Source organism: Streptomyces sp. NPDC005955 (assembly GCF_042871255.1).
In the GTDB taxonomy this organism is placed as follows: Bacteria; Actinomycetota; Actinomycetes; order Streptomycetales; family Streptomycetaceae; genus Streptomyces.
Genome location: NZ_JBIAIF010000006.1, coordinates 357,424 through 382,271, shown reverse-complemented (window position 1 = coordinate 382,271; position 24,848 = coordinate 357,424). Strand labels below are relative to the sequence as shown.

Sequence of the window (24,848 nt, the reverse complement as noted above, 5' to 3'; positions counted from 1 at the left end):
CTGCGCGGTCCATTGTGGACGACGCCACCGACAGCCCCGGTCGCCCCGGACATCCAGGGGTCATCGACCGCCCCGGCCGCCCCGACCGCCCCGGCCCTCCCTGGGGTCGTAGCCGGGGCCGTAACCGGGGTGGTTGCGGTCGTCGTGATCGTCATGGTCGTCGCGCGGGCCGAGCAGTTCGTCGGCGAGGCTCGGGAGGTCGTCGAGCGGGGTCTCCTCCGCCCAGTCCGGCCGCGGTCGCCGCCGGGGCACGCCCTGCTCGTCCAGCTGCGGCAGCTCGGCCGTGCGGTCGTTGGGCCCCAGGAGGCCCCCGGCGCCGGCGCCGCCGCCGGCCTCGCCCCCGGCCGGCTTCCCGGCTTCGGGCGACGCAGCGCGGCGGTCGGTGCGCGCGTCACGGAACTCGTCGCGGAAGTAGCCGGGCGGCACGCGGTGCGTCGACCGCCGGGCCGCCTGTTCCTCGGTCACCTGCGGCAGCACCGCGGTGTCCTCCTCGGAGCCGTCCGGCCGGACGGGCGGCAGGACCGCCGTCTCGTCCGCCGCGCCGGGCGGGACGCGGGGCAGCGTCGCCGTGTCGTCGTCCGCTCCGGCCGGACGCGCGCCGGGCTTCGCCACGACGGGGGTCGGTACGGTCACCTCGGCGTCCGACGAACCGAGCCGGGGGTCCACGGGCCGTCGCGGCTCCTCGGACGCGGGGTGCCCTGCCGCCCGCTGGGCCCCGTCCGCCCGCTCGGCCTCGACAGCCGCACGGGACTGAGCCGCGCGCCGAGCCGCGTCGTCCGCCGCCCGGTCCGCGTCCGCCTTACGCGCCGCGTCCGCCTTACGCACCGCGTCCGCCTTACGCACCGCGTCCGCCTTACGCGCCGCGTCGGCCTTGCGCGATTCCTCCGCCCGGCGCGCCTCGTCAGCCAGCCGCGCCTCGTCAGCGAGCCGGGCTTCCTCGGCCAGCCGCGCCTCCTCGACCTTGCGGGCCTCCTCGGCCAGCCGGGCCTCTTCCGCCCTACGGGCGTCCTCCGCCTTGCGGGCCTCAGCGGCACGCCGCGCGGCCTCCGCTGCTTCCGCCGCCGCGGCGGCCCGCCGCGCCTCCTCGGCCTTCAGCAGCGCCTCTTCCGCCTTGCGCTGCCGCTCCAGCCGGCGGGCCTCCGCCTCCGCCTGGAGCCGGGCCTCCTCCTCGGCCTGACGACGCTTGCGCTCCTCCTCCGCGGCGCGCACGCGTTCCTCGGCGAGCCGCTTGCGCTCCGCCTCCTCGGCGCGCTTGCGCTCCTCCTCCTCGCGGCGACGGGCCTCCTCCGCCTTGCGGCGGGCCTCCTCGGCCTGGCGTTCGGCCTCGCGGCGCTGCGCCTCCTCCAGCTCGCGGCGCTTGCGCTCCTCCTCCTCGGCTCGCAGCTTGGCGAGCTGTTCCTGCCGCTCGCGCTCCAGCCGCTCCTCCTCGGCCTTGCGCGCGGCCTCCTCCTCGGCCTGGCGGCGGGCCTCCTCCTCGGCGGCCTTGCGCGCCTCCTCCTGGGCCTTGATCTCGGCCTCGGACAGCGGCAGCAGCACGTCGAGCCGGTTGCGGATCACCGTGGTGACGGTCTCCGGCTCCTGTCCCGCGTCGACCACGAGGTAGCGGCCGGGCGCGGCGGCGGCCAGCGTCAGGAAGCCGGCGCGCACCCGGGCGTGGAACTCCAGGGGCTCCGACTCCAGCCGGTCCGGCGCCTCGGTGAAGCGCTCGCGGGCGGCCTCGGGGTCGACGTCCAGCAGCACGGTGAGGTGCGGGACGAGCCCGTCGGTGGCCCAGCGGGAGATCCGGGCGACCTCGGTGGGCGACAGGTCGCGGCCGGCGCCCTGGTAGGCGACGGAGGAGTCGATGTACCGGTCGGAGATCACCACGGCGCCCCGGGAGAGCGCGGGCCGGACCACCGTGTCGACGTGTTCCGCCCGGTCGGCCGCGTACAGCAGGGCCTCCGCGCGGTGGGACAGTCCGGCGTCGGAGACGTCCAGCAGGATCGACCGCAGTCGCTTGCCGACCGGGGTGGCGCCCGGTTCGCGGGTGACGACGACCTCGTGGCCCTTGCCGCGGATCCACTCGGCGAGCGCTTCGGCCTGGGTGGACTTGCCGGCGCCGTCGCCGCCCTCCAGGGCGATGAAGTAGCCGGTCTCGGCCGGTGCCTGTGCGGGGTCCGAGCCGCGCAGCGCGTCCAGCAGGTCCTGGCGCAGCGGTACGCCCGAGCGGTCGTCGGCGCGGGCGAGGACGAGGGCCGCGACGGGCAGCAGCAGGGCGCCGACGAGCATGAGCGTGAAGCCCGCGCCGCCGTGGTCGAAGACGAACTTGCCGTTCTCCAGGCGGTGCGGTCCGATCAGTCCGGCCAGGACCGGGGCCGTCACCGCGCCCAGTGCCACGAACACGCGCACCACGGCGTGCAGGTGGTCGGTGGTGCGGGCGCGGCGGTACTCCTCGGTCTCCAGGTCGATCAGGCCGTGCCCGGTGTGGGCGGCGACCCCGGCGGCGGTGCCGGTGAGGGCCATGATCAGCAGGACCGTGGTCACGTCCGGGACGAGGCCCGCCGCGAGCAGGGCGACGCCGGTGACGGCGATGGCCAGGGCGAGCAGTCGGCGCCGGGACAGCGCTGGCAGCACGGCGTGGCCGACCCGGATGCCGAGGACGGTGCCCCCGGTCAGGGCGAGCACCAGCAGGCCGTACAGGACGGGCCCGCCCCCGAGGTCGGCGGCGTGCAGCACGGCGACGCCGACCGCGGCGGCGACCGCGGCGGCGACGGCCGCGCAGGCCAGGACCAGCAGGGTGATCGCCCCGGTGCGGCCCTGGTCGGGGCCGGTGCCGGTGCGGGGCCGGCGCAGCCCTTCCAGCGGCGAGCGCGCGCGGGGGGTCGGGGTGGCGGGGAAGCTGAGGAACCAGACGACGGACAGCGAGCCGGCGAACAGTCCGGCGGCGGCGTACGAGGCGAGGGCCGCCTGGTGGGCACCGAACCATTCGATGCCCGCGCCGAGCAGGTTGCCCACCAGGGTGACCACGACGAGCGCGGCGGCGGCGAGCGGCACGGCGGCGAAGCCGGTGCGCAGGGACAGGCTCCGCAGCGCTCCGAGGTGGTCGGGCAGCGGGCGGATCGCGGCGCCCTCCGGCGGGGGCGCGGGCAGCAGTGCGGGGGCCGCGCTCTCCCGGCAGACCGCCCAGAAGCGTTCGGCGACGCCGGTGACGAAGGTGGTGACCAGGAGCAGCATGACGGCGTTGCCGGGGGTCCAGTCGAGCCACAGGGGGGCCACGACCAGCAGGGCGACGCGCAGCCCGTCGGCGGTGATCATGGTCCAGCGGCGGTCCAGCAGTCCGCCGGGTGAAGTGAGCGAGGTGAGCGGGCCGAGCAGGACCGCGCCGGTGAGCAGCGTCGCGAACAGGCGGACGCCGAGGACGGCCGCGACGGCCAGTGCGGCGCCCCGGTAGTCGCCGCCGAAGGACGCCTCGGAGACTGCTGCCCGCAGGGTCAGCAGTACCAGGACGAGCAGGGCGAGGGCGTCGCCGACACCCCCGATGAGCTGGGCGCCCCAGAGGCGCTTGAGGGGGGCGTTCCGCAACAGGGCGCGGATGGCGCGCTCTCGGGAATCGGCGACCAGGGCGGTGTCGGGGGCCGGATTCCCGGCCGTTGGCTGCTCGGCTCGGGTCATCCTGACAGCCTATCGGCCCTTGCTGACACCGGGTTCCGGACGGAACCCGGCCGGGTGGTCCGCGGGGCCGCCCACCGGGTCGGGCGGGCGTCGCCGCGTCCGTCGTACGGCGCGGTGGGGCGCCGTACGACGGACGACCTGCGGAGCGGGTCAGCCCTCGGGGGCGGCCTCCGGGGCCTTGGCGGTGGCCTTGGCGGTGGCCTTCGTCGCCGTCTTCTTCGCGGCGGTCTTCTTGGCCGGGGCTGCGGTCTTCTTGGCGGCGGCCGTCTTGGCGGTGGCGGCGGTCTTCTTGGCCGCCGTCTTCTTCGCGGGCGCCTTCTTGGCCGGGGCCTTCTTGGCGGCCTTCTTCGCCGTCTTCTTGGCGGGTGCCTTGGCGCGCTTCTCGGCGAGGAGTTCGTAGCCCCGCTCCGGGGTGATCTCCTCGACGCTGTCGGCGGCCCGCAGCGTCGCGTTGGTCTCCCCGTCGGTGACGTAGGCGCCGAAGCGGCCGTCCTTCACCACCACGGGCTGGCCGCTGACGGGGTCCTCGCCGAGTTCCTTGAGGGGCGGCTTCGCCGCGGCGCGACCGCGCTGCTTGGGCTGTGCGTAGATCGCCAGCGCCTCGTCCAGGGTGATGGTGAAGAGCTGGTCCTCGGCGGTGAGCGACCGCGAGTCGGTGCCCTTCTTGAGGTACGGCCCGTAGCGGCCGTTCTGAGCGGTGATCTCGACGCCCTCGGCGTCCGTCCCGACGACCCGGGGCAGCGACATGAGCTTGAGCGCGTCCTGGAGGGTGACGGTGTCCAGGGACATCGTCTTGAAGAGGGACGCGGTGCGCGGCTTGACGGCGTTCTTGCCGGTCTTCGGGGTGCCCTCGGGCAGCACCTCGGTGACGTACGGACCGTACCGGCCGTCCTTGGCGACGATCGGGTGGCCGCTGATCGGGTCGGTGCCCAGTTCGAAGTCGCCGCTGGGCTTGGCGAGCAGTTCCTCCGCGTAGGCGACGGTCAGCTCGTCGGGTGCCAGGTCCTCGGGCACGTCCGCCCGCTGGTGGCCCTCGGCGTCCCGCTCCCCGCGCTCGACGTAGGGACCGTAACGGCCCACGCGCAGCACGATGCCGTCGCCGACCGGGAAGGACGACACCTCGCGGGCGTCGATGGCGCCCAGGTCGGTGACGAGTTCCTTGAGGCCGCCGAGGTGGTCCCCGTCGCCGTTGCCCGCTTCGGCGGCGCGGCCGGTGTCGCCGACGGGGGCGGGGCCCTCGCCGAAGTAGAACCGTCGCAGCCACGGCACGGCCTGCGCCTCACCGCTGGCGATGCGGTCGAGGTCGTCCTCCATCTTGGCGGTGAAGTCGTAGTCGACGAGCCGCCCGAAGTGCTTCTCCAGGAGGTTGACCACGGCGAACGACAGGAAGGACGGGACGAGCGCGGTGCCCTTCTTGAAGACGTAACCGCGGTCCAGGATCGTGCCGATGATCGACGCGTACGTGGACGGGCGGCCGATCTCGCGCTCTTCGAGTTCCTTGACGAGGCTGGCCTCGGTGTAGCGGGCGGGCGGCTTGGTGGCGTGCCCGTCGACGGACAGCGCGTCGGCGGACAGCGGGTCGCCCTCGGAGACCTGCGGCAGCCTGCGCTCGCGGTCGTCCAGCTCGGCGTTCGGGTCGTCGGCGCCCTCGACGTACGCCTTGAGGAAGCCGTGGAACGTGATCGTCTTGCCGGAGGCGGAGAACTCGACGTCCCGGCCGTCGCTGGCGGTGCCGGCGATCTTGACGGTGACCGAGTTGCCGACGGCGTCCTTCATCTGGGAGGCGACGGTGCGCTTCCAGATGAGTTCGTAGAGCCGGAACTGGTCGCCGGTCAGGCCCGTGGCGGCCGGGGTGCGGAAACGATCACCCGACGGGCGGATCGCCTCGTGCGCCTCCTGGGCGTTCTTGACCTTGCCGGCGTAGGTGCGGGGCTTGTCGGGCAGGTAGTCGGCCCCGTACAGCTGGGTGACCTGGGCGCGGGCGGCGGCGACGGCCGTCTCGCTGAGGGTCGTGGAGTCCGTACGCATGTACGTGATGAAGCCGTTCTCGTACAGCTTCTGCGCGACCTGCATCGTGGCCTTCGCACCGAAGCCGAGCTTGCGGCTCGCCTCCTGCTGGAGGGTCGTGGTGCGGAATGGCGCGTACGGGGAGCGGCGGTACGGCTTGGACTCGACGGAGCGGACGGAGAAACGCGTCTGCTCCAGGGCCGCGGCGAGCGCCCGGGCGTTCGCCTCGTCGAGGTGCAGGGTGTTCGCGCCCTTGAGCTGCCCGAGCGAGTCGAAGTCACGGCCCTGCGCGACCCGCTTGCCGTCGACGCCGGTGAGCCGGGCGACCAGGGAGGCGGGGTCCGAGGCGTCGCCGGCACGGCCGGTGCCGAAGGTGCCGGTGAGGTCCCAGTACTCGGCGGAGCGGAACGCGATGCGCTCGCGCTCCCGTTCGACGACGAGCCGGGTGGCGACCGACTGGACGCGGCCCGCCGACAGCCGCGGCATGACCTTCTTCCACAGGACGGGCGACACCTCGTAGCCGTAGAGGCGGTCGAGGATGCGGCGGGTCTCCTGGGCGTCGACCAGCTTCTTGTTCAGCTGGCGCGGGTTGGCGACGGCATCGCGGATCGCGTCCTTGGTGATCTCGTGGAACACCATGCGGTGCACGGGGATCTTCGGCTTCAGCACCTCTTGGAGGTGCCAGGCGATGGCCTCGCCCTCGCGGTCCTCATCGGTGGCGAGGAAGAGCTCGGTGGACTCGCTGAGCAGGTCCTTGAGCTTCTTGACCTGCGCCTTCTTGTCGGCGTTGACCACGTAGATGGGCTGGAAGTCGTGTTCGACGTCCACGCCGAGGCGGCGGACCTCACCCGTGTACTTCTCCGGGACCTCGGCGGCCCCGCTGGGCAGGTCGCGGATGTGCCCGACGCTCGCCTCGACGATGTAGCCGGGGCCGAGGTAGCCCTTGATCGTCTTCGCCTTGGCAGGCGACTCGACGATCACGAGTCGGCGGCCGCCCTGTGCGGTCTCGCTGGTCGGGGACAACTTCGCTCTTCTCTCCGGTCGGCGCTCGATGACGCTGCGTTACGTCACGGTGGCAGGTGCGGAACGGATGTCCACACGCTGACGCTGCGGAGTGTGACGGTACATCCCGCCCCCGTGTCAAACGGGAAAAGCCCGCAACGGCCACTCGAACGGTAACCCGACTACCACCTTTCCTGCCGCCCGGAGTGTCGACAGGTCCTTCCGGCGCAGTGCGGAGGGTGATCCTCCCGTGGGTTTCGGCCGCCCCGCGGAGCCGCTCCACGCGGCCCGCCGGGGGTTCCCGTGCGAAGGCGGGCGGCACCCGCGGGCGCCGGCTCACACCCAGGTGAAGCACCACGCCGCCAGGACCAGCGCGACCACCCCGACCCCGGTCGCGACCGTCACGGACACCGCCCGGTCGACCCCGTCCGCGACGGGCAGCCCCTGGCGCAGCCGGGTCCCCGTCCACACCAACAACGCAGCCCCGAACAGGGCGAACACCAATCCCGCGAAGATCGCCGGCGCACTTTCCATGGCACAGAGCCTCCCGTTCCGCGGTCCCCAGCGGTGGGAGGCTGGCAGGTACGGACGTCGGCGCGGCGAACCACGGGTGAACGCCGCCCGCCCTCCGGGGTGAACCGTCGTGCACCGCCCCGGTCCGGGCGACCGCCCCCGCCGGCAAGGGGTGCTCAGCCGCCGGCCGGCTCCAGGAAACCCTGCTCGACGAGTGACCGGATCTGGGCGGGGGTCCGCGAGCGCAGTGCCACCGGGTCCTCGCCGAGGAGCTGGGCGATGGCGTCGATGATGCGCCCGGCGCTCATCGAGCCGTCGCACACCCCGGCGAACCCGGCGCCCACGGTGTCGACCCGGGTGGCCCGCCGCATCCCGCGGTTCTGCCGCAGCACCACGTGTTCCGGGTCCTCCGCGCCGGGCAGTCCGACCTGCTCCTGCACCACCTCGTCCGCGAGCCGGAAGCGCCCGGCGAGCAGCGCGGCGTCGTCGTGGGCGCGCAGGTAGTCCTGGCGGGCGAAGTGGGCGCGGACGACGTCCCCGAGGGGCTGCTCCACGGGGTGCGGCCACTCCTCGACGGTCACCGAGGGGCGCGGCGCGTCGCTCCTGCGCAGGGTGATCCAGCCGAAGCCGACCGCGCGGGTGCCGAGCGCGGCGAACTCGTCGAGCCAGGCGTCGTACCGGGCCGCGTACGCCACCGGGTCGGTGCGGTGGTCGCCCGCGTCCCTGAGCCACAGTTCGGCGTACTGGGTGACGTCCTGCACCTCGCGCTGCACGATCCACGCGTCGCAGCCGCGGGGCACCCAGGAGCGGACCCGCTCGGTCCAGTCCTCGCCGTCCACGTGCTGCCAGTTGGCGAGGAACTGCGCGTACCCGCCGGGGTTCAGCCGGTCGCCCGCCTGCTGGACCAGGGCACGGCACAGCGCGTCCCCGCTCATGCCCCCGTCGCGGTAGGTGAGTCGGGCGCCGGGCGAGATCACGAAGGGCGGGTTGGAGACGATCAGGTCGTAACCGCGGTCGGCGACCGGTTCGAACAACGACCCCTCCAGCAGCTCCGCGGCGGGGGCGCCGGAGAGGGCGAGGGTGAGCCGGGTGACGTGCAGGGCGCGCGGGTTGAGGTCCGTGGCGGTGACCCGGGTGGCGTGCCGGGAGGCGTGCAGCGCCTGGATGCCCGATCCGGTGCCCAGGTCGAGCGCGGCACCGACCGTGGTGCGCACGGTGATCCCGGCGAGGGTCGTGGACGCGCCCCCCACCCCGAGGACCACGCCCTCCTCGGCCGGTCCGCCGTCCGCGCCGACCGCTCCGCCGGCGCCGCCGACCGCGCAGCCGAGGTCCGAGACGATGAACCAGTCCTCGCCGTCGGGGCCGCTGTACGGACGGACGTCGACGGTCGCCGCGAACTCGTCCCCGCCGACCTCGGTGAGCCAGCCGGTCGCCTCGCAGGCGGCGACCGGCAGCACGTCCGCGAGTCGGGCCCGGGGCACCGGCTGTTGCAGGAGGAACAGCCGGACCAGGGTCTCCAACGGGCTGTCGCCGCGGCTGGCGCGCAGCGCGGGCACGGTCTCGCCGCGGGCCAGCGCCGCGTAGGCGGGCGCCCCCAGCAGCTCCAACAGGCCGTCGGCGGTGAAGTCGGCGCCGAGCAGGGCCGTCCGGAGCGCCCCCACGACGCCGCCGGGGGCACTGGAGGTATCCGGGGTGCTGGGGGTACCGGGGACGCTGGGGACACCTGGGGCATCAGGTGCAGCAGGGGTGCTGGAGGTGTCAGGGGTGTCGGAACCAGCAGTTCCGTCGAGCACGGGCAGCCGCGAGAGAGTCACCCGCCCATTGTCCCCCGCCGGTCCGACCGGGGACGGCCCCGGACCCGCCGACCGGTGGTGGGCCCGGTCCCCGCCGGCGAGCCGACCCACCGGGTTCCTCGCAGCAGGTCCCCGGACGGCGGGTCCCCGGTGGGCGGGTGCGACGGGGCGCGTGCGCACGGGCGGGTGCGACGGGTCGGGCACGCAGGGGCGGGCACGGCGACGCCCGCCTCCCGGTGGGCGCCGACCCCTCGGACGGGGACGGGCACTCCACGGGGAGACGGGCGCACGTGGTACGGGTACGGGGACGAGGTGCGACCGGCCGCCTGGTGCGACGGGCCGGCCGGGGGCGACGGGCCGCCTGGTCCGTCAGGCCGCCGGGGGTGGCGGACCGGCGGGGGTCAGCCGCTGGCGGCGGCCGGGGACGCGCCCGCCGTCTTGCAGCTCTCCTGCTTCCGCATGGCCTCGCCCACTTCGCCCTCCTCCAGCTTCTTCAAGGCGTCGTTCCCGCTGCGGCTGAGCTTGATCAGCTCGCCGGCGACATCGTCGAGGCCACTGGCGAACTGCCCCTGGTCCTCGGTGTCCAAGCCGTCGACCTGCTTCTTCAGCCCCGCGTACGCCGTGGAGATGGCGTTCAGCTCCTTGACGGCGTTCTGCTGCTTGGTCTCGCCGCCGTCCACGGGCGGTGCCCCGGCCTTGTCCACGGCCGCACCGATCGCCTTGTACGCGTCGGACATGTCCTGGAACGCCTTGGAGTCCGTCGACTTGACGTCCTCCGGCTTGCTGTTGTCGGCGGTCTGCGCCTGGATCGCCTTGTTGGCGCCCTCGATCTTCTTCGCCTGCGGTTGGACGGAGTCGCAGACCGACTTGGCCCAGGAGTCGAGCTTCTCGTTGCCGTCGTCGCTGCATCCCGACAGAGCCAGTACGAGTACCGCACCGCCGGACAGTGCGACTGCGAGCTTCTTGTTCACCGGATCGGTCCCTTCCATGGCCTCTCGGCCCCGGAACATACACGTCGGCCGCCGGCCGATCGCCTGCGGGCTGTCCGCTGCACCCGCTATTGAAGCCATTTGCACCAAGGGCGGTACGGGACGGGGGAGACAAGATTCACGACCGCGGCGATCCGCGGTCAGGGCGCCACCGCCGCACCGTCCGTCGCGGCCGGCCGTCGAGCGCCACCGCCGCCCGGTCCGTCGCCCCGGTGACCGTCGTCCCCGCCCCCGTCTCCCCCACGGCCTCCCCCGTGCCCTCCGTCGCCGTCCAGGGCGGTGCCCCGCCGGTGGGAGATCCCGACGGCCGTGCCGATCACCGCGAGGGCGAGGACCGCGACCAGGGCGCGGACGGCCGGGTTGGCGTCGTCGCCGTAGCTGAAGGCGACGACGGCGGGCGCGATGAGCAGCGCCACCAGGTTCATCACCTTGAGCAGCGGATTGATCGCCGGCCCCGCGGTGTCCTTGAAGGGGTCGCCGACCGTGTCACCGATCACCGTCGCCTCGTGGGCCGCACTGCCCTTGCCGCCGTGCGCGCCGTCCTCGACGAGCTTCTTGGCGTTGTCCCACGCCCCACCGGAGTTGGCGAGGAACACCGCCATCAGGGTGCCCGTCCCGATCGCCCCCGCGAGGAACGCGCCGAGCGGCCCCACCCCGAGGGTGAAGCCGATCACCACGGGGGCCAGCACCGCCAGCAGCCCCGGGGTCGCCAACTCGCGCAGTGCGTCCCTGGTGCAGATGTCGACCACCCGCCCGTACTGGGGCCGTTCGGTGTGGTCCATGATCCCGGGCCGCTCCCGGAACTGCCGCCGCACCTCCTGGACCACGGCGCCCGCCGACCGGGACACCGCGCTGATCGCGAGCCCCGCGAACAGGAACACCACGGCCGCCCCGGCGATCAGCCCGACCAGGTTGTTGGGCTGCGAGACGTCCATCACCAGGTCCAACGGGCCACCGGGACCGACCCGTTCGCCCACGTCCGCCGCCGCCGTGGTGATGGCGTCCCGGTAGGAGCCGAAGAGGGCCGCCGCCGCGAGGACCGCCGTGGCGATGGCGATGCCCTTGGTGATCGCCTTGGTGGTGTTGCCGACGGCGTCGAGTTCGGTGAGCACCCGGGCGCCCTCGCCCTCGACGTCCCCGGACATCTCGGCGATGCCCTGTGCGTTGTCCGTGACCGGCCCGAAGGTGTCCATCGCGACGATGACGCCGACCGTGGTCAACAGCCCGGTGCCGGCCAGCGCCACCGCGAACAGCGCCAAGGTGATGGACGCGCCGCCCAGCAGGAACGCCCCGTACACCGTGAGGCCGATGAGCAGTGCGGTGTAGACGGCCGACTCCAGGCCCAGGGCGACCCCGGCCAGGACCACGGTGGCCGGACCGGTGCGCGAGGCCCCGGCGACGTCCCGGACGGGACGGCGGCCGGTTTCCGTGAAGTGGCCGGTGAGTTGCTGGATCAGCGCGGCCAGCACGATGCCGATCGCGACGGCGGTGAGCGCGAGGACCCGCGGGTCACCGCCGTGGCCCCGGACGGCGGCGTCCGTGACGCCTTCGAGGTCCGCGTACGAGGACGGCAGGTACGCGGCCACCGCCACGGCGACGAGCAGCAGGGAGAGGGTCGCGGAGACGAAGAAGCCCCGGTTGATCGCCGTCAGGCCGCTGCGGTCCTTGCGGCGCGGGACCACCGCGAAGATGCCGATCATCGCGGTGACCACCCCGATCGCGGGCACGATCAGCGGGAACGCCAGGCCGGCGTCGCCGAAGGCGGCCTCGCCGAGGATCAGCGCGGCGACGAGGGTCACGGCGTACGACTCGAAGAGGTCGGCGGCCATGCCCGCGCAGTCCCCCACGTTGTCGCCCACGTTGTCGGCGATGGTCGCGGCGTTGCGGGGGTCGTCCTCCGGGATGCCCTGTTCGACCTTGCCGACCAGATCGGCCCCGACGTCCGCGGCCTTGGTGAAGATCCCGCCGCCCACCCTCATGAACATGGCGATGAGGGCGGCGCCCAGACCGAAGCCCTCCAGCACCTTGGGCGCGTCCGCCGCGTACACCAGCACCACGCAGCAGGCGCCGAGCAGACCGAGCCCCACCGTGAACATGCCGACGAACCCGCCGGTGCGGAACGCGATCCGCATCGCCCGGTGCGCGACGACGCCACGGTCCCTTTCCGGTTCGCCCTTTCCCGAAGCGGCCGCCCGGGCCGCCGCGGCCACCCGCACGTTGCTGCGGACGGCGAGCCGCATTCCCGCATATCCGGTGGCCGCCGAGAACACCGCGCCGACCAGGAAGAAGACCGAACGGCCGGCCCGCTGATTCCAGTCGTCCGCGGGAAGCAGGAGCAGCAGGAAGAACACCGCCACCGCGAAGAGGGCGAGTGTGCGCATTTGGCGGGTCAGATAGGCGTTCGCACCTTCCTGCACGGCAGCGGCGATCTTCTTCATGCGGTCGGTGCCCTGGTCCGCCGCGAGGACCTGGCGCGCCAGGACGGCCGCCACCAGCAGCGCAGCCAGCGCCACGGCCGCGACGGCCACGACGATCAGACGGTTCTCACCGGTCAGGACCGCGGCGGCGGAGGGAGTGGAAGGGCCGATTTCCAGCCGGCGGGAAAGCTCCGCCATTCGTCCTCCTGGAGACTGGGACGTAGCTCGAGCCGTGGACGGATCGCAGGATTCGACCCGGTCACAGCAGATGACGCTGCCGGGTGAGGGGAATTCTCAGGCGCTTCGCATCCGCACGAGCAACGTAATGGCTGGGATGCGGTTTACCGGAAAGGGCCCGGGTGTGTGTCGGGTGGTGTTTCCCGAGGGCACGCCCATTCGGGTGGGCACGGCCCGGAACGTCGGAGCGCACCGTTCGAGCGCCGCAGGTCACTCGCGGGCGGGGGCCGGCCGTGTTCGGGCGCAGGCGGGCGCGTGCGCCGTGGGCCGCGTCGTGGGGCCCGGGGCGTGCGTGGGGCCCCGGGGGGGGCGGCTCGGTGCCGGGGCGCGGCCGTACGGGAGGGAGGAGCGCTGTGCAGGGGAGGGCGCGCCGCCGTGGGGAGACCCCGTCCGGCGGGCGGAAGGTCAGTGTCCCGGCTTGGGCCAGGTCATGCGGATGGAGCCACCGGACTCACCGGCGGTGACCTCGACCTCGTCCACCAGGCCGCTGATCACCGCGAGGCCCATCTCGTCCTCGCTCTCGGCGCTCTCACCGGAGATGACGGCGTCGGGGCCGGAACGGGGCGCTTCGTCCTCCACCTCGATCGAGAACTGCTTCTCCTCCTCGATCAGACGCACCTGGACCGGCGCGTCGATCCCCGCGCTCTGGTGCAGACCGACCGCGCGGGTGCACGCCTCGCCGACCGCCAAGCGCACCTCGTCGAGCACGGCCTCCTCGACCCCGGCCCGACGGGCCACGGCCGCCGCGACGAGACGGGCGGTCCGCACGTGCTCGGGGAGTGCGCTGAAGCGGAGTTCGACGGTTGTCATACGTCCCCCTCGGACGGGCCGGCGTGCTGTGCGGGGGACCGGGCCCGGGGCCCGGTCCCCCAGGGTCGTGCTGCCTCCCGGGACGGGCCCGGGAGCTAGATCGGTCGACACTCGGTCAGTATCAGCCGGTATCAGTCGGTCGCCGCGACGGCTTCCTCGACCGAGGTGTGGATCGGGAACACCTTGGTCAAACCGGTGATGCGGAAGATCTTGAGGATGCGCTCCTGGTTGCACACCAGGCGCAGCGAGCCCTCATGGGCCCGCACCCTCTTCAGGCCGCCCACCAACACGCCGAGTCCGGTGGAGTCGAGGAAGTCGACGCCCTCCATGTCCACGACGAGGTGGAAGCTGCCGTCGTTCACCAGCTCGACCAGCTGCTCCCGCAGCTTGGGCGCGGTATATACATCGATTTCGCCACCGACCTCGACGACCGTACGATCGCCGACGGTACGGGTCGACAGGGACAGGTCCACGGATCCTCCAGCACCTTGCTATCGAGCGGTCGCCCCTAGGGACACCTCGGCTTGAACCCCCGGGACGGATCGCCAGCCGCGTGGGCATTCAATCATGGAGCGCCCCCGAGACGACGGGGACAACCAAAGCCGTAGGAGCCCCGGGGGCGCCTAACAGTGATTGTCCACCAGACCAGTGACACACTCGGTGCCAATGGCCGATTTGACTAATCTTCCTCGCCCTTCCGGACCGGGGGCAGATGCCGGTGACGCCCCTGACGTCGTCCTCGGCCGTCTCGCCGCGCGGCAAGGGAGGGCCACCCGCATCACTCATACGGAGCACTTGCCCCCGCGTGCGGGCCGTCATGCCGAGTGGCCCGAGGGGATTCGGCCGGAGATCACCGCTGCGCTGCGCACCGCGGGCGTCGACCGCCCCTGGGCCCACCAGGCGACCGCCGCGGAGCACGCCCTGGCCGGCGAGTCGGTCGTGGTCGCCACCGGGACGGCCTCCGGCAAGTCGCTGGCGTACCTCGTCCCCATCCTGTCCGCGCTGCTGGACGGCTCCGAGGCGCCGAACGGCCGGGGGGCCACGGCCCTGTACCTGGCGCCGACGAAGGCGCTCGCGGCCGACCAGCACCGCTCCGTGCGGGATCTGGCCGCTCCGCTGGGCAAGGCGGTGCGCCCCGCGGTCTACGACGGCGACACCCCGTTCGAGGAACGCGAGTGGATACGCCAGTACGGCAACTACGTCCTCACCAATCCGGACATGCTGCACCGCGGCATCCTCCCCTCGCACCCGCGCTGGTCGTCGTTCCTGCGGGCCCTGCGGTACGTGGTGATCGACGAGTGCCACACCTACCGCGGCGTCTTCGGCTCGCACGTCGCCCAGGTGCTGCGCCGACTGCGCCGACTGTGCGCCCGCTACGGGTCCGAACCGGTGTTCCTGCTGGCCTCGGCCACCGCCGCCGAGCCGGCCGCCGCCGCGGGTCGGCTGACGGGGGTGCCGGTGCGGGAGGTCGCGGACGACGCCTCGCCGCGGGGTGCGGTGGTGTTCGCCCTGTGGGAGCCGCCGCTGACCGACCTGCACGGGGAGAAGGGCGCCCCGGTGCGCCGCACGGCCACCGCGGAGACCGCCGACCTGCTGACCGACCTGGTCCGCGACGGGGTGCGCACCGTCGCGTTCGTCCGGTCCCGACGCGGCTCCGAACTGATCTCCGTGATCGCCCAGGACCGGCTCGCCGAGGTCGACCGTTCGTTGGCCCGCCGGGTCGCCGCCTACCGGGGCGGCTACCTCCCCGAGGAGCGCCGGGCCCTGGAACGCGCGCTGCACTCGGGCGAGTTGTTGGGGCTCGCCGCGACGACCGCCCTCGAACTCGGCATCGACGTCTCCGGCCTGGACGCCGTCCTCATCTGCGGCTACCCCGGCACCCGGGCGTCCCTGTGGCAGCAGGCGGGCCGGGCGGGACGCTCCGGAACGGGTGCCCTCGCGGTCCTCGTCGCCCGTGACGACCCCCTGGACACGTATCTCGTCCACCATCCGGAGGCCCTCTTCGACCAGCCGGTGGAGTCGACGGTCCTCGACCCCGACAATCCGTACGTCCTCGCGCCGCACCTGTGCGCCGCCGCCGCCGAGATACCGCTCACCGACGAGGACCTGCCCCTGTTCGGTCCCGCGGCCCCCGAACTGCTGCCCCAGTTGGAGGCGGCGAAGCTGCTGCGGAGGCGCGCCTCGGCCTGGCACTGGACGCGCCGCGAACGGGCCGCCGACCTGACCGACATCCGCGGCGGCGGAGGAACGCCGGTCCAGATCGTGGAGGCCGACACCGGGCGGCTCCTCGGCACGGTCGACGCCTCCGCCGCGCACACCTCCGTCCACGAGGGTGCCGTGCACCTGCACCAGGGCCGCACCTACCTGGTCCGGCAGTTGGACCTGGACGACTCCGTCGCGCTCGTCGAGCAGGCGGCCCCGACCTACTCCACGGTCGCCCGTGACGTGACGTCGGTGTCCGTCCTGGAGACCGACGTCGAGGTCCCCTGGGGCTCCGCCCGGCTCGCCTACGGGTCCGTGGAGGTCACCAACCAGGTCGTGTCGTTCCTCCGCCGCCGGCTCGTCACCGGTGAGGTGCTCGGCGAGACCAAGCTGGACCTGCCGCCGCGCACCCTGCGGACCCGTGCCGTGTGGTGGACCGTCACCGAGGACCAACTCGACGCCGCCCGGATCGGCCCCGAACAGCTCGCGGGCGCCCTGCACGCCGCCGAACACGCCGCCATCGGCATGCTCCCGCTGTTCGCCACCTGCGACCGCTGGGACATCGGTGGCGTCTCCGTCCCGCTGCACGCCGACACCCTGCTGCCCACCGTCTTCGTGTACGACGGCCACCCCGGCGGCGCGGGCTTCGCGGAGCGCGCCTTCCGGACCGCCCGGGACTGGCTCACCGCCACCCGCGAGGCCATCGGGGCGTGCGAGTGCGCGGCCGGGTGCCCGTCCTGCATCCAGTCCCCCAAGTGCGGCAACGGCAACGAGCCGCTGCACAAGCGGGGCGCGCTGCGGCTGCTCACCACGCTCCTCGCCGACGCCCCGCAGCGGGACGCGGACCCGGACGGGAACACCGGCTGACACCGCCTCCTGCGGTCCCGCCCGGGCCCTGGCCCGGGCGGCGAACAGCCCCGTCCCCAGGGCCGTCCGCACCTCGGCGACCTCCCCGTCCAGCGCGCACCGCACGATCCGTGCACCGTTCGCCCCGGCGACCGTCCGCGCACGGGCACAGGCCGCCTCCCGGCCCCGCGTCCAGTGGTCGGCGGCGGCGAGCACCGCCAGGTCGGCCGCGGCCGCGGCCCGGTGGCGCGCCACCACGGCCTGTCCCACGGCCAGCAGCGCCACGAACACCGTTGCCAGCACGGCGAAGCCCGTGACGGCCCACACCGACGCCGCGCCCCGGTCCGCGGCTCCCGATCCGGCCCCGTCCCGCCACCGCCCGTCCCGCCACCGGTCGGGCCGCCATCGGTCGGGCCGCCACTGCTGTCGCCGCTGGGGGCACTGTGGGGGCTGTGGGGGCTGTGGGGGCACGTTCACCGCACCGCCTCCTCCGCAGCCGCCACCGCGGTGTGCCGCAGTCGCAGGAGGGGCAGGGCGTCCGGGCCCGGCGCCGGGGCGACGACCTCCACCCGGACGAGACCGCCCTCCCGTCGCACCGTGACCCGGGCACCCGAAGGTGCCGCCCGGTGCACCGCGGCCGACACCACGGCGTCCGGGTCCTGTCGGGCCGCGGCCCGGGCGCCCGCCCGCGCCGCGTCCACGCACTGGATCTGTGCGGCAGCCGCGAGCAGCGCCCACACCAGGCCCACCGTGAACACCACCAGGACCGGCAGGACGACCGCCGATTCCGCCGTCACGAACCCGTGGTCAGCGCGCCGGAGCCGCCGCGGGCCGCCGCGCCCCACCACAGTGAACCGCACCGGGGGCACGGGGCCCACCGGCACGGACCGGCCCGTCGGCTCAGAGCTGGACATCGAGGGCCCGCGCCACCAGGCCGTGCAGCGCGGCGCGCACCCGGTCACCGGTGACCACCTTGTACAACAGCCCGGCGAACCCCACCGCGGCGATCAGCCCCACCGCGTACTCCGAGGTGACGATCCCCCGTTCCCGGTGGTGTCCCCGTACCGCGTTCCGCACCACCGCGGCCACCGCTCGGCCGCCTGCGGCGCGCAGCCGCCGGCCCCGTCCCTCCACCCGCTCCATGTGGACCCCCGTCACCCGTGCCATACCGATCCCCGTTGCTCTCGTGCGTACTTGGTCGATTCTCGAAATCCCGTGCTGGGCACCCCTACTGACGCTGCATCAACAGTTCACCCCCCGTCCCCGCCGAGCAGGCGTCCCGCGAGTCCCATGACCACGGGCAGCACACCGATGACGACGAACGCGGGCAGGAAGCACAGCCCCACGGGGGCCGTGATCAGCACGCCCGCCCGACGGGCGCGGGCCGTCTGGGCCCGGGCCCACCCGGCCCGCACCTCGGCGGCGTACCGCGCCACGGGCACGGCGGCCGGAGCGCCCGACTCGCCCGCGCGCTCCAGCAGCAGGGCGAGCGTCCTCCCGTCCGGAAGGGCAGCCAACTCCCGCCACGCGTCGGCGGGTCGGGCGCCGAGCCGCACGTGCCCGGCGCCGCGGGACAGGGCCGAACCGACGGGCCCGCCCAGCGACTCGCCGACCGCCCGCGCCGCCACCACCGGCTGCGCCCCCGCCGCGATGCAGGCGGCCAGCAGGTCTGCTGCCAGGGGGAGTTCCGCGCCCGCCGACGGGGACGCGCTCGGTCCGGCCGCCGGCCGCCGCCGGTCGAACCACCGGGCACCGGCCGCGGTCAACGCCCCGACCACCACTCCGGCGACCCCCTCGACCAGGAGGAACCCGGCACAGCCGGCGCCGACGATCACCGCCCAGCGCCGCGCCCCGGCGGCTTCCGACCGCCACCGGGCCGACCAGCCCACCGCCCGTCTCAGCAAGCCCGCGCCCCGAGCCTCCGGCGCCCGGGAGCCGCTCTGCTCCCTCGACAGCCGGGTCCACCGCGCGGCGGACCGTTGGCGACGCCCCCTCACCCTTCCTCCTCCCCCACCGGTCGCTGCACCCACCCGCGCAGCCGTCACGCCCCGGCGCTCCGTACGATCCGCAGTGCCCACCACAGCCCCACCGCCTCCAACGCTCCACCCACCGCCAGGCACCCCAACCCGCCGGCGGTGTGCAGCAGCACCCGCAGCGGATCGGCACCCAGTGCCCACCCGAGCACCAGCCCCACCAACGGGAGTCCGGCGAGCATCACGGCGGTGGCCCGCGCCGCCGCGCACCCCGCCCGCAGGTCGCCCCGCAGGTCCCGCTCGGCGCGGAGGGCCGCCTCCACCCGTTCCAGCCCCGCGGCGAGCCCGGCGCCCTGGTCCACCGCCACCCGCCAGCACGCGGCGAGCCCCCGTAGTCCTTCGCCGCCCGGTTCCCGTGCGGCGGCACCCAGTGCCCCCGGCACGTCCCCGCCGAACCGCGCCGCGGCGAGCACCCGCTCCGCCGCCGCGCCGAGCCCGCCGTCGGGTGCCCGCGCCAGGGCCGCCAGCGCCTCGCCCGGTTGCCGTCCCGCCCGCACCTCGCCGACCAGCGCCCCGCACAGGGCGATCACCTCGTCGGCACGCCGCTCCCCGGCCACCCGCCGGGCGCGTGCGCGCAGGGCCCGGCGCACCACGGGCACCGAGAGGGCCGCCAGCAGCAGCGGTACGGGGGACTCTCCGGCGAGGGTCACCGCCGCCCCTCCGACCAGGACCCACGCCTCGGGTCCGACCAGCCCGCGCAGCCGGGCCACCACCGGGCCGCCCGTGCCGTGCAGGGCGCGACCGAGGGCAGCGCGCCGCCCAGCGCCCGGGAAGGGCACCCCGGTCCCGCCGGGCACCGGGGCGGCCACGAGCGCGCGTGACCGCCGCACCCGCACCGTCCGCCGGTCCCGTGCCGCGAGGACCGCGCCGCCCGCGCACACCACGGCCACCCACACCAGGACCGCCGAGCCGAGCGCCCCGGGGGCCGTCGCCCCGGCCCCGCTCACCGGGACTCCCCCAGTAGCTCCCGCAGCCGGGGCCACCCTCGCTCACGGGTGAACCCCTGGGGCGCCCAACGCAGTGCGGGAGCCGTCACCACGAGCCCCGAGGGGTCCCGTCCGAGGACGCTCACCTCGGCGATCCGCCGATGTCCCCGACGGTCACGCACCAGGTGGAGCACCACCGCCACGGCTGCCGCGAGTTGGCTGTGCAGCGCGGCGCGGCCGAGCCCGGCGGTCGAGGCCAGGGCCTCCAGCCGGGCGGGCACGTCGGCCGCGGTGTTGGCGTGCACCGTGCCCGAACCGCCCTCGTGGCCGGTGTTGAGCGCGGCGAGCAGGTCCAGCACCTCGCCGCCGCGCACCTCACCGACGACGAGGCGGTCGGGCCGCATCCGCAGCGCCTGGCGGACGAGGTCCTGGAGGGTCACCAGCCCGGCGCCCTCCTGGTTCGCCGGGCGGGCCTCCAGTCGCACCACGTGCGGGTGGTCGGGGCGGAGCTCCGCGGAGTCCTCGGCGAGGACGATGCGCTCGTCCGGGGGGACCAGGCCGAGCAACGTGCTCAGCAGGGTGGTCTTGCCGGTGCCCGTGCCGCCGCTCACCAGGTACGACAGCCGGGCGTCCAACAGGGCCCGCAACACTCGGTCGCCGCCGGGCGGCACCGTCCCGGCCGCCGCCAGTTCAGCCAGGGTGAACGCCCGCGGCCGGGCCACCCGGAGCGCCAGGCAGGTCGAGCCGACCGCGACGGGTGGCAGCACCGCGTGCAGCCGGGTGCCGTCGGGCAGCCGGGCGTCGACCCACGGGCGGGCGTCGTCGAGGCGCCGCCCGGCCGCCGCGGCCAGCCGTTGGGCGAGCCGTCGGACGGCCGCCGCGTCGGGGAAACCGATGCCGGTGAGCTGGAGGCCGTGCCCCCGGTCGGCCCAGACCCGGTCGGGTGCGGACACCAGGACGTCGGTGACCGCCGGGTCGGCGAGCAGCGGGTCCAGGGGGCCGGTGCCGACGAGTTCGGACCGCAACTGCTCGGTGGTGCCGAGCACCTCGGCGTCCCCGAGGACCACGGACTGGGCGCGCAGGGCCTCCGCCACGTGCGCGGGGGTGGCGTCGAGCCCGCTGCGGGCGAGCCACTGCCGGACGCCGTCGAGCAGGCGCTCACCGACCACCGCGCTCATCCGCCCGCTCCGTCCGCACCACCGGGCACACCACCGGACGTACCACCGTCCGCGCTACCACCCGCGTCACCGGGCGGGCCGTCGGACGAGACGTCGGGCGCGGCCCGTTCCCAGAACGCGGTGCAGAACCGGGCGAGCGGGCTCCGGGGGTCGTGGCCCGGCGGCCGGCCGTCCTCCTGAGCGGTCGACAGCTCGGCCTCGCGCGGGAGTTCACCCGCGTACGGCAGCCCCAGCAGGCGGGCCGTGCCCGGGCCGTCGGGACCGCCGCGCTCCGGTCGGCCGGCCGGGACGACCACCCTCAGGTCCCGCAGCACCGGGCGGACGGCCGCCGCCACCCGGCCCGCCGCCGCCACCGCGCGCAGGCCACCGGCCACCACCAGGAGCCCGACGTCCAGTTGGGCGAGGGCCTGCGCCGAGGCACCGTCGACCCGGCGGGGCAGGTCCACCACGACGGCCCCGCCCCGGCGGCGGGCGGCGCCCAGCACCGCGCGCACCGCCGGGGGCGGCACCGGGACGGGTTCGCCCCGGTCCCAGCTGAGGACCCGCACCCCGTGCAGTGCGGGCAGTGCCTCCTCCAACGCGGCGCCGCCGACCCGGCCCCGGGAGCCCGCGAACGCCGGCCAGCGCAAGCCGTCGACGTCCTCCCCGCCGAGCACCACGTCCAGTCCTCCGCCGAGCGGGTCGGCGTCGACCAGCAGGGTGCGGCGGCCGGCCCGGGCCGAGGTCACCGCGAGGGCGCAGGCCAGGGTGGAGGCGCCGACGCCCCCGCTGCCGCCGAGCACGCCCACCGTCAGGGCGGGCCGGTCCGCCCCTTCGGCGACGTCGGCGATCCGGTCGACCAACCACTCCTCGCCCTCCGGCAGCACGAGTGCGTGGTCGGCGCCGATCTCGACCGCGTGCCGCCACCGCTCGGGGTCGGCGGGCGCCCGGCTCACCAGCACCACGTGGCGCCTGCGGGTGGTGGCCCGCAGCCGGGGGACGGCGTCGGGCCCCACGAGAACCAGCGGGGCGGAGTCCCAACGGGCGGGCTCCGGCGGGCCCGGCCGCACCTCGGCGCGGGCGCCCGCCGCGGCGCACAGCCGCAGCAGGTCGTCGAGGAGGGCCGGGTCCTCGGTGAGCACCAACGGGCCTCCGGGGTCGCGTGATCGCCCCACCGGATCCGCGGCGGCCCCCGGCGTGACCCGGCGCACCGGAGCCGCCCGGGTCAACCCCGCGCCGGAGGAACGCCCCACCGCCCCCGACCCGCGCCCCGCCCCGTACGCAGGTTCCGCCCCCGGGGCCGGCCCCGCCCCGTACTGCGCGTCCGACCAGTACCCCACGTCCGACCCGTACTCGGTGCCCGACCCGTACGCCGGTCCCGACCCGTTCTTCCCCGTGCCGTCCATTCCGATCCCCGCCCCTCGTTCCGTACGCCCGGTGCACGCCGGACGCGACCCGCGTGCCCCTGCACGCGCTCCCTTCCTCGGCGCCCGCCCGGGGCCCACCGGACCCCGCGGGTCCGTGAATCCCGAACGTGGAGTTCCGTTCTCCGCGATACGCACGGCCGTCAGAATCCGGCCATGCGGACCGCGCCATAGCGAACCGTGGGAACTCCGTGGTCGACCGCGTGGGAATCACGATGCGCGGATCCCGGAAAACGTGTGGATCTTGGTCAAATACCGTGGACAAGGCCGCCCCTGTGAATAACTTCATCACCCGAACCAGTGACAGCGACGGCAGCGATCTGACGCTCACAGCGCAGCGCCTTCATCACCGTGTGTGACGGAGGGAGGGAGTGTGCAACCGGGGCGCCAGAGCGCGCGCAGCGGCGAGAAGGTCATCGAGCCGCGGGATAAACGGGAACAAACCGGTCCGGACATGCGACGACCCCCGCCGGGGGGGAGAGCGGGGGTCGTCCCCACGGCCGACTCGGGGGGGGGAGGAGTCGGGCCGGGTTAGCACGGTCGCGAACGATCCGTGACTTCCATGGTGTACCCGAAGGCCCTCCCAGGCAAACCCACACGCCCCGGCTTACGCCGAATGGTGGGCGCCTATGCTCAAGCCGTGGAAAACCACTCGTTGCCCCGCACAGCTGCCTTCTTTGACCTGGACAAGACGGTCATTGCGAAGTCGAGCACGCTCACCTTCAGCAAGTCGTTCTATCACGGTGGCCTGATCAACCGGCGAGACGTGCTGCGCACCGCGTACACGCAGTTCGTGTTCCTCGCCGGCGGCGCCGATCACGACCAGATGGAACGCATGCGCGCGTACCTGTCCGCGCTCTGCCGGGGCTGGAACGTACGACAGGTGCAGGAGATCGTCGCCGAGACGCTGCACGACCTCATCGACCCGATCATCTATGACGAGGCGGCGTCCCTGATCGAGGAACACCACACGGCCGGTCGGGACGTCGTGATCGTCTCGACGTCCGGCGCCGAAGTGGTGGAGCCCATCGGGGAGTTGCTCGGCGCCGACCGGGTCGTGGCCACCCGGATGGTCGTCGGCGAGGACGGCTGCTTCACCGGGGAGGTGGAGTACTACGCCTACGGCCCGACCAAGGCCGAGGCGGTCCGGGAGCTGGCCGCGACCGAGGGGTACGACCTGGCCCGCTGTTACGCGTACAGCGACTCCATCACCGATCTGCCGATGCTGGAGGCGGTCGGCCATCCGCACGCGGTGAACCCGGACCGGGCGCTGCGCCGCGAGGCGGTCGCGCGCACCTGGCCGATCCTCGACTTCCACCGTCCAGTGCGGCTCAAACAGCGCATCCCCGCACTGCGGGTCCCGCCGCGCCCCGCCCTGGTCGCCGCCGCGGCCGTCGGCGCCGCCGCGGCGGCCGGACTCGTCTGGTACGCCAGCAGGCGCCGCGCACCGGTCGTCTGAACGGAGCGCCCCCGCACCCGCCCCACCACTCCACAACATGTCCACTTCTGCACCTTTTAGGGGTAAAGGTAAAGAAGTGGGGCGAGGGGTTCCACTTCCCTGCGGACAGGAGTACAAAGGAGTCAACGGCCCGCGAGACCAAGGGCATCCGAGAGGATCACCCGAAGAAAGCAACCGTGGCCCCACGGACCGAGCATGGAAACCGGGCACCCACGCGACGTCGACCCGTCGAATACGGGCCAGCCGCACCAGGTGACGGGCGAAGCACCCGACCTGATGGGCAACACATCGAGGACGCTTGGTAACCGGGTGGACATGCCAGCGGCGGTACGGATCTTCGTACCGCCGCAACCCCGTTCAGGGGCGCTCGTTCACACCCCGGCGCCGGCGCAACACCGCCCCCGCGCGCCCGCACGGCACGGCACCGCACCGCAGCCCACCGAACCGCACCGGGCCGGCCGGCGCACCGCGTCAGGCGGCCCCGCGCTGCAACGCCTCGCACACCGCCGTGGACTCCCGCACCCCCAGCTCCACCGAACGGCCGCAGTGGGCGATCCACTCGGCCACCCCCTCCGGAGTGCCCGACACGTACCCCGCGAGCGCCGCCGCGTAGGACGCCCGCCCCTGCTCCGCGTGCCCCACCTCGGCCGGGCAGACGGCCTTCGGGTCCAACCCGCTGCCCACCAGGACGATCCGCTCGGCCGCCCGCGCGACGAGCCCGTTGTACGAACCGAAGGGCCGCACCGCCAGCAGCTCGCCGTGCACCACGGCCGCGGTGACCAGCGCCGGCGCCGAACCGCCCGCGACGACCAGCCCCGCGAGCCCGTCGAGCCGCGCGGCCACCTCCTCGGCGCCCGGCAACGGCAACGCGATCAACGGCTCGTCCACCGGCTCGCCCGGCAGCCGCGGACGCCCCACCGACCCGTCCCGCCGGGCGGCGGCCACCAGGTGCAGCCTCGCCAGCACCCGCAACGGGGACTGCCGCCAGACGGAGAGGAGTTGCCCGGCCTCGGCACCCAACCGCAGGGCGGCGCCCACCGCGCGGGACTCGTCGTCCACACCGAAGTCACTGCGCCGGCGCACCTCTTCCAACGCCCAGTCGGCCCCGGCGAGCGCGGCGGAACCACGGGCTCCGCGCAGTGCCGCCTCCGAGGTGACCTCGTTGCTGCGCCGGCGCATCACGCGGTGCCCGTAGACGCGGTCCACCGCCTTGCGCACGGCCGCCACGGATTCGGCCACCCGGGGCAGCTCCCCGAGGGCGACGAGCGGATCGGCCTGCGCACCTGACGTACTCATGGGTACGACCCTACGCACCCCGTGCCGCCGCCCCACGAAGGAGTGGTCTTCTTCACGTCCGGCACGGTCCGACCGAGGGGCGCCCA

Annotated in this window: 17 protein-coding genes and 1 pseudogene; 2 read left to right on the top strand and 16 right to left on the bottom strand. The window is 74.5% G+C overall.

Annotated elements, in window-relative coordinates:
* Positions 1-60 precede the first annotated feature (60 nt).
* The 8 genes from tmk to bldG all read right to left on the bottom strand — a co-directional run bounded on the left by tmk (position 61) and on the right by bldG (position 13,892).
* Positions 61-3,651 carry a dTMP kinase gene (gene tmk, locus ACFYOU_RS18145; protein WP_391306748.1) on the bottom strand — a complete coding sequence of 1,197 codons (3,591 nt, stop codon included), beginning with the start codon at positions 3,649-3,651 and terminating at the stop codon, positions 61-63.
* Between the two features lie 150 nt (positions 3,652-3,801).
* Positions 3,802-6,681 (bottom strand): type I DNA topoisomerase, encoded by a 2,880-nt coding sequence (gene topA, locus ACFYOU_RS18140; protein WP_391306746.1) that lies wholly within the window; start codon positions 6,679-6,681, stop codon positions 3,802-3,804.
* Between the two features lie 315 nt (positions 6,682-6,996).
* On the bottom strand, positions 6,997-7,194 hold the full coding sequence (locus ACFYOU_RS18135) for a hypothetical protein (protein ID WP_391306744.1): 198 nt from the start codon (positions 7,192-7,194) through the stop codon (positions 6,997-6,999).
* 155 nt (positions 7,195-7,349) lie between these two features.
* Positions 7,350-8,834 (bottom strand): methyltransferase, encoded by a 1,485-nt coding sequence (locus tag ACFYOU_RS18130; protein ID WP_391306742.1) that lies wholly within the window; start codon positions 8,832-8,834, stop codon positions 7,350-7,352.
* 533 nt (positions 8,835-9,367) lie between these two features.
* Positions 9,368-9,937: a small secreted protein gene (locus ACFYOU_RS18125; protein ID WP_385484304.1), complete on the bottom strand. Its 570-nt coding sequence runs from the start codon at positions 9,935-9,937 to the stop codon at positions 9,368-9,370.
* Positions 9,938-10,095: 158 nt separating this feature from the next.
* On the bottom strand, positions 10,096-12,570 hold the full coding sequence (locus tag ACFYOU_RS18120) for a sodium-translocating pyrophosphatase (protein ID WP_391306741.1): 2,475 nt from the start codon (positions 12,568-12,570) through the stop codon (positions 10,096-10,098).
* 444 nt (positions 12,571-13,014) lie between these two features.
* Complete coding sequence (locus ACFYOU_RS18115; RefSeq protein ID WP_385484310.1) at positions 13,015-13,419, bottom strand: ATP-binding protein; 405 nt, start codon at positions 13,417-13,419, stop codon at positions 13,015-13,017.
* A 131-nt stretch (positions 13,420-13,550) separates the two neighbouring features.
* Positions 13,551-13,892 (bottom strand): anti-sigma factor antagonist BldG, encoded by a 342-nt coding sequence (bldG, locus tag ACFYOU_RS18110; RefSeq protein WP_003975386.1) that lies wholly within the window; start codon positions 13,890-13,892, stop codon positions 13,551-13,553.
* A 193-nt stretch (positions 13,893-14,085) separates the two neighbouring features.
* Between bldG and ACFYOU_RS18105 the strand changes: the two genes are divergently transcribed.
* Entirely contained in the window at positions 14,086-16,488 is a 2,403-nt protein-coding gene (locus tag ACFYOU_RS18105; RefSeq protein WP_391306740.1) for a DEAD/DEAH box helicase, read from the top strand.
* A 24-nt stretch (positions 16,489-16,512) separates the two neighbouring features.
* On the opposite strand, the pseudogene ACFYOU_RS18100 reads toward ACFYOU_RS18105, so the two are convergent.
* The 7 genes and pseudogenes from ACFYOU_RS18100 to ssd all read right to left on the bottom strand — a co-directional run.
* Positions 16,513-16,938, bottom strand: a pseudogene (locus tag ACFYOU_RS18100) (Rv3654c family TadE-like protein); the annotation flags it as partial.
* 2 nt (positions 16,939-16,940) lie between these two features.
* Positions 16,941-17,381 carry a TadE family type IV pilus minor pilin gene (locus tag ACFYOU_RS18095; protein WP_391306738.1) on the bottom strand — a complete coding sequence of 147 codons (441 nt, stop codon included), beginning with the start codon at positions 17,379-17,381 and terminating at the stop codon, positions 16,941-16,943.
* Complete coding sequence (locus tag ACFYOU_RS18090) at positions 17,368-17,634, bottom strand: DUF4244 domain-containing protein (RefSeq protein WP_391306737.1); 267 nt, start codon at positions 17,632-17,634, stop codon at positions 17,368-17,370. The genes ACFYOU_RS18095 and ACFYOU_RS18090 overlap by 14 nt, the downstream gene beginning before the upstream one ends.
* Positions 17,635-17,717: 83 nt before the next feature.
* The gene (locus tag ACFYOU_RS18085; protein WP_391306736.1) at positions 17,718-18,464 is read right to left on the bottom strand and encodes a type II secretion system F family protein; all 747 of its coding nucleotides are present in this window, start codon (positions 18,462-18,464) and stop codon (positions 17,718-17,720) included.
* 44 nt (positions 18,465-18,508) lie between these two features.
* Positions 18,509-19,447, bottom strand: a complete 939-nt coding sequence (locus ACFYOU_RS18080) for a type II secretion system F family protein (RefSeq protein ID WP_391306734.1) — start codon at positions 19,445-19,447, stop codon at positions 18,509-18,511.
* Positions 19,444-20,604 carry a TadA family conjugal transfer-associated ATPase gene (locus ACFYOU_RS18075; RefSeq protein WP_391306732.1) on the bottom strand — a complete coding sequence of 387 codons (1,161 nt, stop codon included), beginning with the start codon at positions 20,602-20,604 and terminating at the stop codon, positions 19,444-19,446. The genes ACFYOU_RS18080 and ACFYOU_RS18075 overlap by 4 nt, the downstream gene beginning before the upstream one ends.
* Positions 20,601-21,728: a septum site-determining protein Ssd gene (gene ssd / locus ACFYOU_RS18070; protein WP_391306731.1), complete on the bottom strand. Its 1,128-nt coding sequence runs from the start codon at positions 21,726-21,728 to the stop codon at positions 20,601-20,603. Before ssd ends, ACFYOU_RS18075 begins: the two co-directional genes overlap by 4 nt.
* An 895-nt stretch (positions 21,729-22,623) precedes the next feature.
* Here ssd and ACFYOU_RS18065 point away from each other — a divergent pair.
* The gene (locus tag ACFYOU_RS18065; RefSeq protein WP_389771741.1) at positions 22,624-23,466 is read left to right on the top strand and encodes an HAD family hydrolase; all 843 of its coding nucleotides are present in this window, start codon (positions 22,624-22,626) and stop codon (positions 23,464-23,466) included.
* A 471-nt stretch (positions 23,467-23,937) separates the two neighbouring features.
* Here the strand turns inward: ACFYOU_RS18065 and ACFYOU_RS18060 are convergent, their stop codons facing one another.
* Entirely contained in the window at positions 23,938-24,762 is an 825-nt protein-coding gene (locus ACFYOU_RS18060) for an oxidoreductase (protein ID WP_389771743.1), read from the bottom strand.
* Positions 24,763-24,848: the final 86 nt, after the last annotated feature.